We start from the raw sequence: 18,079 nt of genomic DNA, 5'->3' as shown, positions 1-18,079 counted from the left end.
AAAGCACCCACTCTCCTCTGTGAATCCCGCCCCCGAGACCAGACCGCCATCGATCCTAAGCGCATTCCCGCCAGATTGAACTGGTCGGTCAGTCACCCAGGGCCTTGCGGAGACGGTCCTCGTCCACGCGCCAGAAGGTGTGCTGCCGTCCGTCGACGAGCACCACGGGGATCTGCTCCCAGTACCGGTCGTACAGCTCCCGGTCCTCCGTGATGTCCTTCCGCTCCCACTCCACGCCGAGCTCGGCGCACACCTTCTCCACCACCACCTGCGCGTCGTCGCACAGATGGCAGCCGGGCTTGCCGATCAACGTCACGATCCGGTCCCGCGGGGGCCCGGCACGGCGGAAGAGAGGGCTCATACGGGCCATTGTCCCGCGCGGGACGAGGCCGGGGCACCGTCCGTGACGCACGGAGTTCACGGCGTGCCCACCTCTCGGCTCCGGAACAGGCCCGCGCACTGGCTATGCTCACGCCATGGCCGCTCTCGGATGGCTCACTCCCCGTAGGCGCTCCGCCACGGCGCGGAGCGTGTTGGCAGGCGAGGCCTCGGCGGAGGCAGCCCGCAAGACCACCCAGGAAGTTTCCGAACGCGAACCCGAGTTCCCGGTCCACGGTGACGAACGGGCCGCCGCGTTCTTCGACCTGGACAACACCGTGATGCAGGGCGCCGCCCTGTTCCACTTCGGGCGGGGCCTGTACAAGCGGAAGTTCTTCGACACCCGCGAGCTCGCCCGGTTCGCCTGGCAGCAGACGTGGTTCCGGCTGGCCGGCGTCGAGGACCCCGAGCACATGCAGGAGGCGCGCGACTCGGCGCTCTCCATCGTCCAGGGCCACCGCGTCGCCGAGCTGCAGTCCATCGGCGAGGAGATCTACGACGAGTACATGGCGGAGCGGATCTGGCCCGGCACCCGGGCGCTGGCCCAGGCGCACCTCGACGCGGGCCAGCGGGTGTGGCTGGTCACCGCCGCCCCCGTGGAGATCGCCACGGTGATCGCCCGCCGGCTCGGCCTGACCGGCGCCCTGGGCACCGTCGCCGAGTCGGTCGACGGCGTGTACACGGGCAAACTCGTGGGCGAGCCGCTGCACGGCCCCGCGAAGGCGGAGGCGGTCCGCGCGCTGGCGCTCGCGGAGGGGCTGGACCTCGGCCGGTGCGCCGCCTACAGCGACTCCCACAACGACATCCCGATGCTGTCGCTGGTGGGCCACCCCTACGCGATCAACCCGGACTCCAAGCTCCGCAAGCACGCGCGCCGGATGGACTGGCGGCTGCGCGACTACCGCACCGGCCGCAAGGCGGCCAAGGTCGGCATTCCGGCGGCGGCCGGCGTGGGCGCGGTGGCCGGGGGCACGGCCGCCGCCATCGCCCTGCACCGCAAGCGCCGCTGACGCCCCTCGGCCGCCGCGGGCGCGCCCGCGGCGAGCGGGCCGGGCCGCGACACGCCCGAACCGACTGTCGTACCCCGCGCCCGGCCCGAGCAGTCCTCTTGGCTGCACACGGCCACAACTCGCCCCGGACCAGACGGAATGCGAAAGCTTCCGGTCATCAACCGGTCAGCTCCTCGTGCCCGAACAGGCGTCAATCGGTTACCGAAGCGACGTAATCGACGATTTGAGCAACTCGGTGTAGCAGGGCCTGTACGAAGCGTTATTCTCCTCAGACGCATTCCGGGACCACCCCTTCGCCACGACGGGTGAACGGCCCCGCACTGCACGTGATGGAAGCTCTGCCTCTGGGAGTCCCGTGTACCCACACGTCGGGGTTGACGCCTCGGGCCTGGCTACGCTGCGCGCGACAGTCGCGACAGCCCGAGACATGTTGCGCGGAATCGTCCCCCCCGCGCACGCCGTCCCCGCATTCGCCGCCGTCCCCGCCGGCCCGTGCTACGCCCTCGCCGAGGGAGCGGCCGCGGTCGGCAGACGAGGACGTCCGTCCGGCGCTCCCGCCGCCCGCCGTCCCGCCGCCGACAGCGACAGCGCCCGGATGATGGACCTCGTGGAGCGCGCCCAGGCCGGCGAGGCGGAGGCCTTCGGACGGCTCTACGACCAGTACAGCGACACCGTCTACCGCTACATCTACTACCGCGTCGGCAGCAAGGCGACCGCCGAGGACCTCACCAGCGAGACCTTTCTGCGGGCGCTGCGCCGCATCGGCACCTTCACCTGGCAGGGCCGCGACTTCGGCGCCTGGCTGGTGACCATCGCCCGCAACCTCGTCGCCGACCACTTCAAGTCCAGCCGCTTCCGCCTCGAGGTCACCACCGGGGAGATGCTCGACGCCAACGAGGTCGAGCGCTCCCCCGAGGATTCCGTACTCGAGTCCCTGTCCAACGCCGCCCTCCTCGAAGCCGTACGTCGGCTCAACCCCCAACAGCAGGAGTGCGTCACGCTCCGATTCCTCCACGGCCTGTCCGTCGCCGAGACCGCCCGCGTCATGGGCAAGAACGAGGGCGCCATCAAGACCCTCCAGTACCGGGCCGTCCGCACCCTCGCCCGGCTCCTCCCGGACGACGCCCGCTGACCCCCCGTGAGACGCGGCGGGAATCCTCGACCGGGCCGGCCGGTGTCCGTAACCCAAGTGCCGCGCCCGTCGTTGTGCGGGATACAGGCTCCCTGTGGTCACCCCCTGACCGGCTCCGCTCACCCGATCGTGTGACGTCGGCCGGCCCGGGGAACCCTCAGGACCCCCTGGGGAGTCGACCGTCATGACGAGAGGAGGTGCCGCCAGTGATCGCGAACGTATCGGCGCACCGGCGGGCGAACGCCTTCGCCCAGGCCCTGGAGGAGCAGTCCGACCGGGGCACGGCGGCCGAGCGAACCGAAGGACCGGCACCGGCCCTGTCCGCCGCCGAGACCGAACAGGACCAGTTGCTCACGCTGGCCTCCGGTCTGGGCGCGCTGCCCCGGCCGAAACTCGACCCGGAGGTGAAGGCCGTCCAGCGGGCCCAACTGGTGGCCGCGTTCGAGGCCATGCTCCAGGAGGGCACCGCCGCAGGCGAGGCGACGGACCGGGCCGTTCCCGGACAGCGCTCGCGCCGCGCCAAGGGCGCCCACCGCGCGACCCCGCTGAGCAGGCTCCGGCCGCGATCGAGGCTGGCCAAAGGACTCACCGCGGGCGGACTCACCGTCGGCGTCGCCGCCGGCGCCCTCGGCGGAGTCGCCGTCGCCAGCTCCGACGCCCTCCCCGGCGACTCCCTCTACGGACTCAAGCGCGGCATCGAGGACGTCAAGCTCACCCTCGCCGACGACGACACCGAGCGCGGACAGGTCTACCTCGACCACGCCTCCACCCGGCTGAGCGAGGCCCGCCGGCTGATGGAGCGCGACCGCGCCGGCGACCTCGACCACGAATCCCTCAACGAGATCCGCCGTGCCCTGTCCGGCATGCGGCACGACGCCGCGGAGGGCCACCGGCTGCTCCGCGATGCCTACGAGCGCGACCCGGACTCCCTCGGCCCCATGCAGGCGCTCTCCTCCTTCTCCCAGGCCCACCGCGACACCTGGGGCAGTCTGCGCGACCGGCTCCCCGTGCAGCTCGGCGACGTCAGCGAGCAGGTCACGTCGGTGTTCGACGCCATAGACGAAGACGTCGCCCCGCTGCGGTCCCTGCTGCCCCAGCCGCCGAGCGACGAGACGGACGACGGGAAGCGGCGCGGCGACTCCGCCCCGGCCTCCGACGCCCCGTCCACGGCCGAACCCTCGCAACCGCCCGGCACCGGACGGGAGAACTCCGGCACGGGCGAGGCGGACAGCGCGGCACCGACCGGCTCCGCCGGCGCCGAGCGCGAGAAGGACGGCCTGCTCGGCGGCAACACCGGCGGCCTCCTCGACCCGCCCCAGGAGAGCGGCCAGAGCAGCACGCCGCCGCCCACCGGCTCCGCCACCCGGCCCCCCGCCCCCGACGTCACCCTCCCGCCCCTCCTGCCCGGGCTCCTCCCCGGGCTGGGCATCGACGCGGAGGACCGGGAGTAGCACCGGGTGCGCCCCCTCACCGCGAGGGGGCGCACCCGTACGCATGACGGCCTAGAAGAACACCGACCGGCGCTGCACCAGCAGCTTGTACAGCGTGTGCTGGATCTGCTCCCTCACCTGGTCGGTCAGGTTGAACATCAGCATCGGGTCCTCCGCCGCCTCCAGCGGATACCCGTCCGTCGGGATCGGCTCCCCGAACTGGATCGTCCACTTCGTCGGCAGCGGAATCGCCCCCAGCGGCCCCAGCCAGGGGAACGTCGGCGTCAGCGGGAAGTACGGGAAGCCCAGCAGCCGCGCCAGCGTCTTCGCGTTGCCGATCATCGGGTAGATCTCCTCCGCCCCGACGATCGAGCACGGCACGATCGGCACCCTGTGCCGCAACGCCGTCGACACGAACCCGCCCCGCCCGAACCGCTGCAGCTTGTACCGCTCCGAGAACGGCTTCCCGATGCCCTTGAAGCCCTCCGGCATCACCCCGACCAACTCGCCCTGCGCCAACAGCCGTTCGGCGTCCTCCGCGCAGGCCAGCGTGTGCCCCAGCTTCCGCGCCAGCTCGTTCACCACCGGCAGCACGAACACCAGGTCCGCCGCGAGCAGCCGCAGATGCCGCTCGGCCGGATGGTGGTCGTGCACGGCGACCTGCATCATCAGCCCGTCCACCGGAAGCGTCCCCGAGTGGTTGGCGACGATCAGCGCCCCGCCCTCGGACGGGATGTTCTCCACGCCCTTCACCTCGACCCGGAAGTACTTCTCGTACATCGGGCGCAGCAGCGACATCAGGACCTGATCGGTGAGCTCCTCGTCGTACCCGAAGTCGTCGACCTCGTAGTCCCCGGTGAGCCGGCGGCGCAGGAACGCCAGCCCGCTCGCGATCCGCCGCTCCAGGCCGCCGTCACCGCCGTCACCGCCCTCGCGGTCCGCCGCGGGCTCACGCGGCTGCTCCCCTTCACCGGTCACGGGATCATCCTCCCGCACCGTCTCCGCCCCGGGCAGGGGCTGGACCTGCCCCACCGCCGCGGGCGGCCGCGTCCCGCCCTGGCGCCGGCCGGCCGCGCCACGGCGGCGCGACGCGGCACTCCCGCGGGAGCGGTGGTCGTCGTCGAACGGGATGACCTTGGCGTCCGCCATCGTTGCTGCGCTCCTCAGTCGGCGCCGTGCGCCGGCGCATGGCCGCTGCCCGGCACGGGCAGCGCGGCGATCCGGTCGACGGCCCTCGCGACGGTCTCCGGCGGCAGCAGCCCGGGACCGCGGCTGCGCACGAAGTCCGCAAACGTTTCAGCAGTCGAGTACCTGGGGGTGAACCCCAGCGTCTGACGCATCTGGTCCGTCGCCACCACCCGCCCGTGTGTCAGGAGCCGGATCTGCTCGGGGGAGAAGTCCGACATCCCCAGCGTACGCATCAGCGAGCCCGCCCAGGTGACCGCGGGAAGCAGCAGCGGCACCGTCGGCCTGCCCAGCCGCCGCGAGCACTGCGACAGCAGCAGCACACCGTCCCCCGCGATGTTGAACGTCCCGCTGTTGAGCGTGCCTCGCCGCGGCTCGTGCGCGCCGATCCGCAGCACCTCCACCACGTCGTCCTCGTGCACGAACTGCAGCCGCGGGTCGTAGCCGAACACCGTCGGCAGCACCGGCAGCGCGAAGTACGACGCGAGCGGGGTGTCGGCGGCCGGGCCCAGGATGTTGGCGAACCGCAGCACGCACACGGCGACGTCCGGGCGGCGCCGGGCGAACCCGCGCACATAGCCCTCGACCTCCACCGCGTCCTTCGCGAAGCCGCCGCTGGGCAGCGACTTCGGCGGCGTCGACTCGGTGAACACCGCCGGGTCGCGCGGCGCCGAACCGTAGACGTTGGTGCTGGACTTCACCACCAGCCGCTGGACGCTCGGGGCCTTCTGGCAGGCGCCCAGCAACTGCATGGTGCCGATGACGTTGGTCTCCTTCAGCGACGCCCGGCCGCCGCTGCCCAGCGGCATGCCCGTCACGTCCAGGTGGACGACCGTGTCGGCGCCCGACTCGGCCAGCACCCGCGCGATCGTGGGCTGCCGGATGTCCGCCTGGACGAAATCGGCGCCGCCCAGATGGTGCTCGGGCCGCACCGCGTCCACGGCGACCACCCGGTCCACCTCGGAGTCCCGCTGGATCCGCCGCACGAAACGGCCTCCCAGCTGCCGGGCCACCCCGGTCACCAGCACGACCTTCCCCAAGACCAGCGCCTTCCTCTCACCCTGCTGCCGACGGCCAACCTACCGGGTACCCGTCGCCGTGCGATGCCGAGCGGACACGTGACGTGACGACATCCCCGGGACGTACCACCGGACGCACCGGACGCGCCGCACGCACCAAAGGGCAGTGGCCCCCCACCGAATCGCGGTGGGGGGCCACTGGACACGCTCTCGCGCTGTCGCTTACTTCTTGTTGCGACGCTGGACGCGCGTGCGCTTGAGCAGCTTGCGGTGCTTCTTCTTGGCCATCCGCTTGCGCCGCTTCTTGATAACAGAGCCCACGACTACCCTCGCTCACTTCTCATCACTCGGTGTTTGGGCGCCATGGGCCCACACGACCTACGAGGGGCTAGCCTACCCGCCCGAGCGCTGAGGTCGTAATCGAGGTGACCGGGAAGGCCCATGAGTGCCCGATACAGGCCATCCCGGACCGCCGTCAGGCCGTGTCCACCCCCACGTAGCTCTCGCGGAGGTACTCGTGTACCGCTTGCTCCGGGACGCGGAAGGACCGCCCCACCCGGATCGCGGGCAGATGACCGCTGTGCACCAGGCGGTACACGGTCATCTTCGACACTCGCATCACCGAGGCGACTTCCGCCACGGTAAGGAACTGAACCTCGTTCAGAGGCCTCTCGCCAGCTGCAGCCATGACACACCTGAACCTTCCGCACTCGACGGCCACCGGCTTCCCCTTCCGGTGACTCTTCGTCGTTGCGTGCTCACTCCCCAATGTAGGGGCGGGTGATGCGAATGGGGAAGAGGTGCACCCATCGGCGGCCTACCGTGACAGACACGCTCGATTGAGTACGTAGCGGGCCAGCGGCAGGTAGTCACCGGACCGCACGCCGTCGTCAACCGGAACCACCACGGACACCACCCCCTCGGCCTGCCCGACGAACGGCGCCGGGTCGTTCACATCGGCCGGCCCGACGCTCGCGAACCCCAGCTGACCTGCCCCGCAGACCCATCCGTGGTCCCCGATCACCAGCTCCGGCAGCGGCCCGCCAATGTCCGCCGCGGCCGCCAGCGCGACCCGAACCGGGAGCGGGGAGTGCGTGTGCGCGCCCGGCTCACCACCGGGGCGCTGCGCGGTCGCGTCCCGGACCAGCCCGACTCCCCGGACGTAGTCGAGGTTGCCCGTGCGTAGACCGAACCGGGTCGTTATGTCGACACAGCGACCCTGCGCCGGGGTGAGGACATCACACCCCGCCGCCGACAAGGCGTCTGCGAACACGGCGTAGAAACCGAGCAGCCGATGTGGGTGCCCGGTGCCCAGCAGCACCGGAACACGGCGCCGCGCGGCCTCCGCGAGCCGCTCCGCGAGCGCGTCCAGGGCGGCCAGCGTACGCTCCGGATCGATGACCTCGCGCCCCGACGTCCGGGCCGGATCCGCCGCCACCCCGCACCGGCCCGCCATCAGCGCGAGCACCTCCCGCTCACCCCACGCCCCGACCGGATCGAGCCCGATCAGCACCCGCGGGTCCCGGGCCGCGAACAACCGGTAGCTGCGCAGGCTCTCCTCCCGGGTGGTGCCCACCACCCCGGCGAGCCCGGCCGTCAGAAGATGCGCGCGGAGGCGGTCGGCGGTCACCACACGAGCGATGCTGCGCCATCCGCCCCCGCCCGCGGGCCGGAACACGGCCCACGCCCCACGGCCGGGGTAACCCCCCAGTCCCTCGGGGACGCTCAGGGCAGCATCCCCCGCAGCGGGAACACCGCCCGCCGGGTCGCCAGGACCGCCTGGTCCAGCCGGTCCGCCGGGTCGTACCCCGCGTCCCACGCGGCCCACGACACCGGCCACCGGCCGTCCGTCATCCGGTACGGACCCGGCTGCCGGGTCCGCGCGTACACCTGCTGCCGCCACTCCTCCGGCACCGGCGTCGTCGGCTCCACGGGCCGCCCGGCCGCGATGCCCACCAAGTGCGACCAGGACCTCGGCACGACCTCGACCACCGCGTAACCACCGCCGCCCAGCGCCACCCACCGGCCGTCGGCGTGCTCGTGCGCCAGCTCGTGGCAGGCCACCTGCACCGCCCGCTGCGCGTCCAGCGACACCGCCAGGTGCGCCAGCGGGTCCTCGAAGTGCGTGTCGGCCCCGTGCTGCGTCACCAGCACCTGCGGCCGGAAGTCCGCGATCAGCTCCGGCACCACCGCGTGGAAGGCGCGCAGCCATCCCTCGTCCCCGGTGCCCGCCGGCAGCGCCACGTTCACCGCGCTGCCCTCCGCGTCCGGGGCTCCCGTCTCCTCCGGCCACCCGGTCTGCGGGAACAGCGTCCGCGGATGCTCGTGCAGCGAGATCGTCAGCACCCGCGGATCCTCCCAGAACGCCGCCTGCACACCGTCCCCGTGGTGCACGTCGACGTCGACGTACGCCACCCGCTCCGCACCCAGCTCCAGCAGCCGGGCGATCGCCAGCGCGGCGTCGTTGTACACGCAGAACCCGGACGCGGCACCCGGCATCGCGTGGTGCAGACCGCCCGCGAAGTTCACCGCGTGCAGCGCCTCACCGCGCCACACCGCCTCGGCCGCGCCCACCGACTGCCCCGCGATCAGCGCCGACACCTCGTGCATCCCCGCGAACGCCGGATCGTCGATCGTCCCCAGCCCGTACGCCTGGTCCGCCGACCTCGGATCGGCCGACGCGGCCCGCACCGCGTCGATGTAGTCCTCCCGGTGCACCAGCCGCAGCGTCGACTCCCCCGCCGCCTTCGCCGCGACCACCCGCACGTCACGGTCCAGACCGAGGGCGCCGACCAGGCTGCGGGTCAGCGCCAGCCGGACCGGGTCCATCGGATGGTCCCGGCCGAAGTCATAGCCCGTTACCGCTTCGTCCCACATCAGCTGTGCGCGACCGCTCATGCCCGCCACCGTATCGGTCGGCCCCCGGCGCGAACGAACGGGCATGCACGAGCGTCATCAGGACCAGCACCATCGGCACCAGCATCGCCCCGCGGTAGCTCCAGACGTCACCGAGCGCCCCCACGAGCGGGGAACCCACCAGGAAGCCGACGTAGTTGAAGACGTTCAGCCGCGCCACGGCCGCGTCCGACGCCCCCGGCCGCCCCGTCTCGCCCGCCCGCCGCCCCGCCGCCGCGAACGTCTGCGGCACCAGCACGCACAGCCCGAGCCCCAGCAGCGTGAACCCCAGCATCCCCGCCCACACCCCGGGAGCCCCGGCCACCACGGCGAACCCGGCCGCCGCCACCAGCGCCCCCGCCCGCACCACCGCCACGGCACCGAAGCGCCGCACCCCCATGTCCCCGATCGCCCGCCCCAGCAGCGTGGTGACCATGTAGACGTTGTACGGCACGGTCGCCATCTGCTCCGAGCCGCCCAGCACGTCCTGGAGGTACTTCGCGCTCCAGTTGGAGACCGTCGAGTCCCCGATGTACGCCACCGCCATCACCAGGCACAACGGCAGCAGCCACGCCGGCCCGCCCCCCGCACCGGCCTCCGCGCCCTTCACGCCCTTCCCCACGGGAGCCCGGTCCTCCCCGTCGACGTACCACCGGCTGCCCAGCAGCGCGGCCGGCAGCAGCACCAGCACCACCGGCAGATACGACACCCACAGCGCCGCCCCGAAGTGCGCCCCCACCCAGGCGAGCGACGCCCCGACGATCCCGCCCAGGCTGTACGCCGCGTGCAGGCTCAGCATGATGCTGCGCCCGTACGCCCGCTGCAGACTCACCCCGAGCATGTTCATCGAGGCGTCCAGCGCGCCCACCGCCAGCCCGAACACCGCCAGCGCCAGGGCGAGGAACGCCGTCTGCCGTCCCGCACCCACCGCCGGCAGCGCCAGCAGCACGACCGGCTGGGACCACCGCAGCACCCGGCTCGGCGGCACCCGCCGCACCAGCCGCTCCGTGGAGACGCTGCCGACGCCGGCCAGGATCGGCACGGCGGCGAGGAAGACGGGCAGCAGCCCGTCGGAGACCCCGTACCGGCTCTGGATGCCCGGGATGCGCGTCACGAGCAGAGCGAAGGCGACGCCCTGTACCGCGAAGCTGAACGCCAGCGAGGCCCTGCCGCGCCGCAGCACATCAGTCATGGCGGCGAGCGTAGGGCTCGGAGGTACCGGTGGGTAGATCCGGCCGAAGACGAACCGCGCTCAGTCCTCGACGCGGTCGCCGGTCAGGCAGGAGAGCAACTCCCCCATGTCGCCGAAGAGTCGGGTGGCGCCGCTCAGCTTCTCCGCCGGTGTCATCGCGGTGAACCCGTAGACGTCCATCCCGGCCGCCACGGCCGCCTGGACACCGAGCGGGCTGTCCTCGACGACCACGCACCGCTCGGGGGCCGTACCCATCCGCTCGGCCGCGTACAGGAACAGATCGGGGGCGGGCTTTCCCCGGCCGACGTCCTGCGAGCTGAAGATCCGCCCGTCGTCGAACCACCGGTCCAGCCCGGCCACCCGGTGTCCCACCCGGATCCGCTCATGGCTCCCCGACGACGCCACGCAGTACGGCACCCCGTCCGCCTCCAGTTTCCCCAGCACGTCGGCGACGCCGGGCACCGGTTCCAACTCCCGCTCGAACGCGGCGAAGACGCGGGCGTGGAAGACGTCGTCGAAGTCGGCCGGCAACCGCTGCCCGGTGCGCTCCTCGATGAGATCGTGCACCCGGTGCATCGCCGACCCCATGTAGTCCCGGATGGAGTCCTCGTACGTGGTGGGGTGCCCCAGCTCGGTGAGGTAGGCGGCCAGGTGTCTGTTGGAAATGGGCTCGCTGTCGACGAGCACGCCGTCGTTGTCGAAAATCACCAGGTCATAGCGCATGGACCCGACCCTAGACGCAGAAAGCCCCCGTGCCATTCGGCACGGGGGCTCTCTTATAAGAATTGTTCGGCGGCGTCCTACTCTCCCACAGGGTCCCCCCTGCAGTACCATCGGCGCTGTAAGGCTTAGCTTCCGGGTTCGGAATGTAACCGGGCGTTTCCCCTACGCTATGACCACCGAAACACTATGAAACTGACAACCGGCCGCATGCCGTGACCATGGCATGGGGTTGTTCATGGTTTCAGAACCAACACAGTGGACGCGAGCAACTGAGGACAAGCCCTCGGCCTATTAGTACCGGTCAACTCCACACGTTACCGTGCTTCCATATCCGGCCTATCAACCCAGTCGTCTACTGGGAGCCTTACCCCATCAAGTGGGTGGGAGTCCTCATCTCGAAGCAGGCTTCCCGCTTAGATGCTTTCAGCGGTTATCCCTCCCGAACGTAGCCAACCAGCCATGCCCTTGGCAGAACAACTGGCACACCAGAGGTTCGTCCGTCCCGGTCCTCTCGTACTAGGGACAGCCCTTCTCAAGACTCCTACGCGCACAGCGGATAGGGACCGAACTGTCTCACGACGTTCTAAACCCAGCTCGCGTACCGCTTTAATGGGCGAACAGCCCAACCCTTGGGACCGACTCCAGCCCCAGGATGCGACGAGCCGACATCGAGGTGCCAAACCATCCCGTCGATATGGACTCTTGGGGAAGATCAGCCTGTTATCCCCGGGGTACCTTTTATCCGTTGAGCGACGGCGCTTCCACAAGCCACCGCCGGATCACTAGTCCCGACTTTCGTCCCTGCTCGACCCGTCGGTCTCACAGTCAAGCTCCCTTGTGCACTTACACTCAACACCTGATTGCCAACCAGGCTGAGGGAACCTTTGGGCGCCTCCGTTACCCTTTAGGAGGCAACCGCCCCAGTTAAACTACCCATCAGACACTGTCCCTGATCCGGATCACGGACCCAGGTTAGACATCCAGCACGACCAGACTGGTATTTCAACGACGACTCCACCCGAACTGGCGTCCAGGCTTCACAGTCTCCCAGCTATCCTACACAAGCCGAACCGAACACCAATATCAAACTGTAGTAAAGGTCCCGGGGTCTTTCCGTCCTGCTGCGCGAAACGAGCATCTTTACTCGTAGTGCAATTTCACCGGGCCTATGGTTGAGACAGTCGAGAAGTCGTTACGCCATTCGTGCAGGTCGGAACTTACCCGACAAGGAATTTCGCTACCTTAGGATGGTTATAGTTACCACCGCCGTTTACTGGCGCTTAAGTTCTCAGCTTCGCCCACCCGAAAGTGAGCTAACCGGTCCCCTTAACGTTCCAGCACCGGGCAGGCGTCAGTCCGTATACATCGCCTTACGGCTTCGCACGGACCTGTGTTTTTAGTAAACAGTCGCTTCTCGCTGGTCTCTGCGGCCACCCCCAGCTCAGAGCGTAAAGCCCCTCACCAGGCGTGGCCCCCCTTCTCCCGAAGTTACGGGGGCATTTTGCCGAGTTCCTTAACCATAGTTCACCCGAACGCCTCGGTATTCTCTACCTGACCACCTGAGTCGGTTTAGGGTACGGGCCGCCATGAAACTCGCTAGAGGCTTTTCTCGACAGCATAGGATCATCCACTTCACCACAATCGGCTCGGCATCAGGTCTCAGACTACGTGCCAGGCGGATTTGCCTACCTGACGTCCTACACCCTTACCCCGGGACAACCACCGCCCGGGATGGACTACCTTCCTGCGTCACCCCATCACTCACCTACTACCAGTCTCGGGTCACCGGCTCCACCACTCCGACCTCGTCCGAAGACTCAGCCGGCGGCTTCACGGGCTTAGCATCACTGGATTCGATGTTTGACGCTCCACAGCGGGTACCGGAATATCAACCGGTTATCCATCGACTACGCCTGTCGGCCTCGCCTTAGGTCCCGACTTACCCTGGGCAGATCAGCTTGACCCAGGAACCCTTAGTCAATCGGCGCACACGTTTCTCACGTGTGAATCGCTACTCATGCCTGCATTCTCACTCGTCAACCGTCCACAACTCGCTTACGCGGCTGCTTCACCCGGCAGACGACGCTCCCCTACCCATCACGATCCCCGTTGGGGGTACATATCGCAATGACACGACTTCGGCGGTACGCTTGAGCCCCGCTACATTGTCGGCGCGGAATCACTAGACCAGTGAGCTATTACGCACTCTTTCAAGGGTGGCTGCTTCTAAGCCAACCTCCTGGTTGTCTCTGCGACTCCACATCCTTTCCCACTTAGCGTACGCTTAGGGGCCTTAGTCGATGCTCTGGGCTGTTTCCCTCTCGACCATGGAGCTTATCCCCCACAGTCTCACTGCCGCGCTCTCACTTACCGGCATTCGGAGTTTGGCTAAGGTCAGTAACCCGGTAGGGCCCATCGCCTATCCAGTGCTCTACCTCCGGCAAGAAACACACGACGCTGCACCTAAATGCATTTCGGGGAGAACCAGCTATCACGGAGTTTGATTGGCCTTTCACCCCTAACCACAGGTCATCCCCCAGGTTTTCAACCCTGGTGGGTTCGGTCCTCCACGAAGTCTTACCTCCGCTTCAACCTGCCCATGGCTAGATCACTCCGCTTCGGGTCTTGAGCGTGCTACTACAGCGCCCTGTTCGGACTCGCTTTCGCTACGGCTTCCCCACTCGGGTTAACCTCGCAACACACCGCAAACTCGCAGGCTCATTCTTCAAAAGGCACGCAGTCACGAGAGCAAGGCAAGCCTCGCTCCGACGCTCCCACGGCTTGTAGGCACACGGTTTCAGGTACTATTTCACTCCCCTCCCGGGGTACTTTTCACCATTCCCTCACGGTACTATCCGCTATCGGTCACCAGGGAATATTTAGGCTTAGCGGGTGGTCCCGCCAGATTCACACGGGATTTCTCGGGCCCCGTGCTACTTGGGTGTCTCTCAAACGAGCCGCTGACGTTTCGACTACGGGGGTCTTACCCTCTACGCCGGACCTTTCGCATGTCCTTCGCCTACATCAACGGTTTCTGACTCGTCTCATGGCCGGCAGACCATGAAAGAGAGATCCCACAACCCCCACGACGCAACCCCTGCCGGGTCTCACACGTCGTAGGTTTGGCCTCATCCGGTTTCGCTCGCCACTACTCCCGGAATCACGGTTGTTTTCTCTTCCTGCGGGTACTGAGATGTTTCACTTCCCCGCGTTCCCTCCACACTGCCTATGTGTTCAGCAGCGGGTGACAGCCCATGACGACTGCCGGGTTTCCCCATTCGGACACCCCCGGATCAAAGCCTGGTTGACGACTCCCCGGGGCCTATCGTGGCCTCCCACGTCCTTCATCGGTTCCTGGTGCCAAGGCATCCACCGTGCGCCCTTAAAAACTTGGCCACAGATGCTCGCGTCCACTGTGCAGTTCTCAAACAACGACCAACCACCCATCACCCCGAGCATGACACTCGAGTGCACTGGGGCCGGCAACCGAGAGACGACCAACGGCCGCACCCTCAGACACCCAACAGCGTGCCCGACACAGCCAGCCGACCAGATCAGCGTTCCACGCCCCCGAAAGGGGCAGTACTAGCGCCTGGTCCGTCCTGGACCGTGCCGAGTAGTCAACGTTCCACCCATGAGCAACCAGTGCGAGACGTTCGCCCGCATACTGGCCTCTGACCCGGACAAGTCCGAGTGAGAAGTGCTCCTTAGAAAGGAGGTGATCCAGCCGCACCTTCCGGTACGGCTACCTTGTTACGACTTCGTCCCAATCGCCAGTCCCACCTTCGACAGCTCCCTCCCCACAAGGGGGTTGGGCCACCGGCTTCGGGTGTTACCGACTTTCGTGACGTGACGGGCGGTGTGTACAAGGCCCGGGAACGTATTCACCGCAGCAATGCTGATCTGCGATTACTAGCGACTCCGACTTCATGGGGTCGAGTTGCAGACCCCAATCCGAACTGAGACCGGCTTTTTGAGATTCGCTCCACCTCGCGGTATCGCAGCTCATTGTACCGGCCATTGTAGCACGTGTGCAGCCCAAGACATAAGGGGCATGATGACTTGACGTCGTCCCCACCTTCCTCCGAGTTGACCCCGGCGGTCTCCCGTGAGTCCCCAGCACCACAAGGGCCTGCTGGCAACACGGGACAAGGGTTGCGCTCGTTGCGGGACTTAACCCAACATCTCACGACACGAGCTGACGACAGCCATGCACCACCTGTACACCGACCACAAGGGGGGCACCATCTCTGATGCTTTCCGGTGTATGTCAAGCCTTGGTAAGGTTCTTCGCGTTGCGTCGAATTAAGCCACATGCTCCGCCGCTTGTGCGGGCCCCCGTCAATTCCTTTGAGTTTTAGCCTTGCGGCCGTACTCCCCAGGCGGGGCACTTAATGCGTTAGCTGCGGCACGGACGACGTGGAATGTCGCCCACACCTAGTGCCCACCGTTTACGGCGTGGACTACCAGGGTATCTAATCCTGTTCGCTCCCCACGCTTTCGCTCCTCAGCGTCAGTATCGGCCCAGAGATCCGCCTTCGCCACCGGTGTTCCTCCTGATATCTGCGCATTTCACCGCTACACCAGGAATTCCGATCTCCCCTACCGAACTCTAGCCTGCCCGTATCGACTGCAGACCCGGGGTTAAGCCCCGGGCTTTCACAACCGACGTGACAAGCCGCCTACGAGCTCTTTACGCCCAATAATTCCGGACAACGCTCGCGCCCTACGTATTACCGCGGCTGCTGGCACGTAGTTAGCCGGCGCTTCTTCTGCAGGTACCGTCACTTTCGCTTCTTCCCTGCTGAAAGAGGTTTACAACCCGAAGGCCGTCATCCCTCACGCGGCGTCGCTGCATCAGGCTTGCGCCCATTGTGCAATATTCCCCACTGCTGCCTCCCGTAGGAGTCTGGGCCGTGTCTCAGTCCCAGTGTGGCCGGTCGCCCTCTCAGGCCGGCTACCCGTCGTCGCCTTGGTGAGCCATTACCTCACCAACAAGCTGATAGGCCGCGGGCTCATCCTGCACCGCCGGAGCTTTCGATCACCAAGGATGCCCAAGATGATCAGTATCCGGTATTAGACCCCGTTTCCAGGGCTTGTCCCAGAGTGCAGGGCAGATTGCCCACGTGTTACTCACCCGTTCGCCACTAATCCCCTCCCGAAGGAGGTTCATCGTTCGACTTGCATGTGTTAAGCACGCCGCCAGCGTTCGTCCTGAGCCAGGATCAAACTCTCCGTGAATGTTTACCCGTGATCGGGTGCACACATCACGAGAGCGGAACATCGGGAGGAATAGTCCCGACGTTCACAGCGTCCTCGCTGTGTTTTCTTCAAAGGAACCTCGACCATCCGGCAGGACCGGACGGACGGGGTATCAACATATCTGGCGTTGACTTTTGGCACGCTGTTGAGTTCTCAAGGAACGGACGCTTCCTTCGTACTCACCCTCTCGGGCTTTCCTCCGGGCGCTTCCCTTCGGTGTCTCCGACTCTATCAGATCTTTCCGATCCGATTTCCTCGGTGCTTTCCAGGTCGACGCTTTCGCGCTTTCCTTTCCGGCGGTTCCGACTTTATCAGATCCAGTTTCTCGATCTGACCCCCAGTCAGCGGGGCTTGTCCTCCCGGCCGTTGCGGGCCGTTCCGACGAGGTGAGACCTTAGCGGATTCCCGGTCCCCGACCTAATCGGGGTCCTGCTCCCTTTCGGGTGCGGATTCCTCATTCCGCGCATACGCATACCGATGACGCGCCGGCAGACAGACTGCTGACGTCGATCAGTAGTGGTACGTGCGGATTGGCTGTCCGGGGCCGACCGGAGTCGGTGCTCACGTCGGACAACTCGGAGAACAGTACGGATCCCCCGGGTGCGTGTCAACTCGCTGCGGCTCCCCGTCCCGGGGGCGTACTCTCGTGGGCATGACGACGCGTACGCACAGCCAGTTCTGGTGGGCCGCCTGACGGCGGTCGTCCTGCGTATGCACCCATCGGCCGCCGCCTCGGCGGCCGTTTTGTTTTCCCCCCGGGACCTGCGAGGGGCGGCCGGACCGGACGGCGGCCACCACAGGAGAGGGAGAAGCGATGACTCGGGTCTTCAGCGGCATCAAGCCGACCGGACATCTGACGCTGGGGAACTACCTCGGGGCCATGCGGCAGTGGGCCACGGTCGACCAGTACCGGGCGGACGCGCTGTTCTGCATCGTCGACCTGCACGCCCTGACCGTGGACCACGATCCGGCGCGGGTGCGCCGGCTGAGCAGGCAGGCGGCCACGCTGCTGCTGGCGTCCGGGCTGGACCCGGAGCGGTGCACGGTGTTCGTGCAGAGCCATGTGGACGAGCACGCGCGGCTGTCGTACCTGCTGGAGTGCGTGGCCACGGACGGCGAGATGCGCCGGATGATCCAGTACAAGGAGAAGGCGGCGCGGGAGCAGCGGCGCGGCGGGAGTGTGCGGCTGTCGCTGCTGACGTATCCGGTGCTGATGGCGGCGGACATCCTGGCGTACGGGACGGACGAGGTGCCGGTCGGGAACGACCAGACGCAGCACGTGGAGCTGGCGCGGGATCTCGCGGTGCGGTTCAACCAGCGGTACGGGCACACGTTCGTCGTGCCGCGGGCGACGAACCCGGCGGTGGCGGCGCGGGTGATGAACCTCCAGGACCCGGCGTCGAAGATGGGCAAGAGCGACGATTCCGGGCCGGGGATCGTCTATCTGCTGGACGAGCCGGACGTCGTGCGGAAGAAGGTCATGCGGGCCGTGACCGACAGCGGCAGCGAGGTCGTCTACGACCGGGAGTCGCGGCCGGGGCTCGCGAACCTGCTGGAGATCCTGGCGGCCTGCACCGGTGGGGACCCCGAGAAGCTGGCCGGGGCGTACGACGGGTACGGGGCGTTGAAGAGAGACACGGCGGATGCCGTGGTCGAGGTGCTGCGGCCGTTGCGGGAGCGGCACCGGGAGCTGTGCGCCGATCCGGGGTATGTGGACGGCGTGCTCCGGGAGGGGGCGGAGCGGGCGCGGGGGACGGCGCGGCCGACGGTGGACTCCGCCTACCGGGCGATCGGCCTGCTGCCCGCTCCGGAAGCGGAGGCGGTGGCGCTGAACGCGGCCCGGTAGGCGCGGC

General features: G+C 67.7%; 13 protein-coding genes and 3 rRNA genes. 4 read left to right on the top strand and 12 right to left on the bottom strand.

What is annotated here, in order from left to right; genetic code table 11:
- Nucleotides 1–88: 88 nt before the first annotated feature.
- The gene (locus tag ACWH4W_RS08025; protein ID WP_473075110.1) at nucleotides 89–361 is read right to left on the bottom strand and encodes a glutaredoxin family protein; all 273 of its coding nucleotides are present in this window, start codon (nucleotides 359–361) and stop codon (nucleotides 89–91) included.
- Between the two features lie 115 nt (nucleotides 362–476).
- Between ACWH4W_RS08025 and ACWH4W_RS08020 the strand changes: the two genes are divergently transcribed.
- From ACWH4W_RS08020 to ACWH4W_RS08010, 3 genes are all read left to right on the top strand, one after another.
- On the top strand, nucleotides 477–1,388 hold the full coding sequence (locus ACWH4W_RS08020) for an HAD family hydrolase (RefSeq protein ID WP_473075109.1): 912 nt from the start codon (nucleotides 477–479) through the stop codon (nucleotides 1,386–1,388).
- 355 nt (nucleotides 1,389–1,743) lie between these two features.
- Nucleotides 1,744–2,520: an ECF subfamily RNA polymerase sigma factor, BldN family gene (locus tag ACWH4W_RS08015; protein WP_473075108.1), complete on the top strand. Its 777-nt coding sequence runs from the start codon at nucleotides 1,744–1,746 to the stop codon at nucleotides 2,518–2,520.
- A gap of 206 nt (nucleotides 2,521–2,726) precedes the next feature.
- Entirely contained in the window at nucleotides 2,727–3,971 is a 1,245-nt protein-coding gene (locus ACWH4W_RS08010; protein WP_473075107.1) for a DUF5667 domain-containing protein, read from the top strand.
- A 51-nt stretch (nucleotides 3,972–4,022) separates the two neighbouring features.
- Here the strand turns inward: ACWH4W_RS08010 and ACWH4W_RS08005 are convergent, their stop codons facing one another.
- The 11 genes from ACWH4W_RS08005 to ACWH4W_RS07955 all read right to left on the bottom strand — a co-directional run bounded on the left by ACWH4W_RS08005 (nucleotide 4,023) and on the right by ACWH4W_RS07955 (nucleotide 16,205).
- Nucleotides 4,023–5,099, bottom strand: a complete 1,077-nt coding sequence (locus ACWH4W_RS08005) for a lysophospholipid acyltransferase family protein (protein ID WP_473075106.1) — start codon at nucleotides 5,097–5,099, stop codon at nucleotides 4,023–4,025.
- A gap of 14 nt (nucleotides 5,100–5,113) precedes the next feature.
- Complete coding sequence (locus tag ACWH4W_RS08000; protein ID WP_473075105.1) at nucleotides 5,114–6,175, bottom strand: NAD-dependent epimerase/dehydratase family protein; 1,062 nt, start codon at nucleotides 6,173–6,175, stop codon at nucleotides 5,114–5,116.
- Between the two features lie 201 nt (nucleotides 6,176–6,376).
- Nucleotides 6,377–6,475: a 30S ribosomal protein bS22 gene (locus ACWH4W_RS07995; RefSeq protein ID WP_003948845.1), complete on the bottom strand. Its 99-nt coding sequence runs from the start codon at nucleotides 6,473–6,475 to the stop codon at nucleotides 6,377–6,379.
- A 154-nt stretch (nucleotides 6,476–6,629) separates the two neighbouring features.
- Complete coding sequence (locus tag ACWH4W_RS07990) at nucleotides 6,630–6,842, bottom strand: helix-turn-helix domain-containing protein (RefSeq protein WP_157842153.1); 213 nt, start codon at nucleotides 6,840–6,842, stop codon at nucleotides 6,630–6,632.
- A 129-nt stretch (nucleotides 6,843–6,971) separates the two neighbouring features.
- Nucleotides 6,972–7,787, bottom strand: coding sequence for a phosphatase (locus ACWH4W_RS07985; RefSeq protein WP_473075104.1), 816 nt, complete (start codon nucleotides 7,785–7,787; stop codon nucleotides 6,972–6,974).
- 92 nt (nucleotides 7,788–7,879) lie between these two features.
- Nucleotides 7,880–9,052, bottom strand: a complete 1,173-nt coding sequence (locus ACWH4W_RS07980; RefSeq protein ID WP_473075103.1) for an acetoin utilization protein AcuC — start codon at nucleotides 9,050–9,052, stop codon at nucleotides 7,880–7,882.
- Nucleotides 9,003–10,241, bottom strand: a complete 1,239-nt coding sequence (locus tag ACWH4W_RS07975) for an MFS transporter (protein WP_473075102.1) — start codon at nucleotides 10,239–10,241, stop codon at nucleotides 9,003–9,005. The genes ACWH4W_RS07980 and ACWH4W_RS07975 overlap by 50 nt, the downstream gene beginning before the upstream one ends.
- 60 nt (nucleotides 10,242–10,301) lie before the next feature.
- Nucleotides 10,302–10,964: an HAD family hydrolase gene (locus tag ACWH4W_RS07970; RefSeq protein ID WP_473075101.1), complete on the bottom strand. Its 663-nt coding sequence runs from the start codon at nucleotides 10,962–10,964 to the stop codon at nucleotides 10,302–10,304.
- 64 nt (nucleotides 10,965–11,028) lie between these two features.
- Nucleotides 11,029–11,145, bottom strand: a 5S ribosomal RNA gene (gene rrf, locus ACWH4W_RS07965).
- 90 nt (nucleotides 11,146–11,235) lie between these two features.
- Nucleotides 11,236–14,360 (bottom strand): 23S ribosomal RNA (locus ACWH4W_RS07960).
- A gap of 315 nt (nucleotides 14,361–14,675) precedes the next feature.
- Nucleotides 14,676–16,205: ribosomal RNA gene (locus tag ACWH4W_RS07955) — 16S ribosomal RNA — on the bottom strand.
- Together the 16S, 23S and 5S rRNA genes form the textbook arrangement of a ribosomal RNA operon.
- Before the next feature lie 835 nt (nucleotides 16,206–17,040).
- Here ACWH4W_RS07955 and trpS point away from each other — a divergent pair.
- Nucleotides 17,041–18,072, top strand: coding sequence for a tryptophan--tRNA ligase (gene trpS / locus ACWH4W_RS07950; RefSeq protein WP_473075100.1), 1,032 nt, complete (start codon nucleotides 17,041–17,043; stop codon nucleotides 18,070–18,072).
- The last annotated feature ends 7 nt before the right edge of the window (nucleotides 18,073–18,079 follow it).

The sequence above is a fragment of the Streptomyces sp. DSM 120436 genome, assembly GCF_055778765.1.
Note: the sequence above shows the minus strand (reverse complement) of the source record. Positions and strands in the feature narration are given on the sequence as shown.

Coding starts and splice junctions, on each gene's coding strand:
- ACWH4W_RS07990 (WP_157842153.1), bottom strand. CDS start 6,842: ATGGCTGCAGCTGGCGAGAGGCCTCTGAACGAGGTTCAGTTCCTTACC.
- ACWH4W_RS07970 (WP_473075101.1), bottom strand. CDS start 10,964: ATGCGCTATGACCTGGTGATTTTCGACAACGACGGCGTGCTCGTCGAC.
- ACWH4W_RS07980 (WP_473075103.1), bottom strand. CDS start 9,052: ATGAGCGGTCGCGCACAGCTGATGTGGGACGAAGCGGTAACGGGCTAT.
- ACWH4W_RS08005 (WP_473075106.1), bottom strand. CDS start 5,099: ATGGCGGACGCCAAGGTCATCCCGTTCGACGACGACCACCGCTCCCGC.
- ACWH4W_RS07975 (WP_473075102.1), bottom strand. CDS start 10,241: ATGACTGATGTGCTGCGGCGCGGCAGGGCCTCGCTGGCGTTCAGCTTC.
- trpS (WP_473075100.1), top strand. CDS start 17,041: ATGACTCGGGTCTTCAGCGGCATCAAGCCGACCGGACATCTGACGCTG.
- ACWH4W_RS08020 (WP_473075109.1), top strand. CDS start 477: ATGGCCGCTCTCGGATGGCTCACTCCCCGTAGGCGCTCCGCCACGGCG.
- ACWH4W_RS08025 (WP_473075110.1), bottom strand. CDS start 361: ATGAGCCCTCTCTTCCGCCGTGCCGGGCCCCCGCGGGACCGGATCGTG.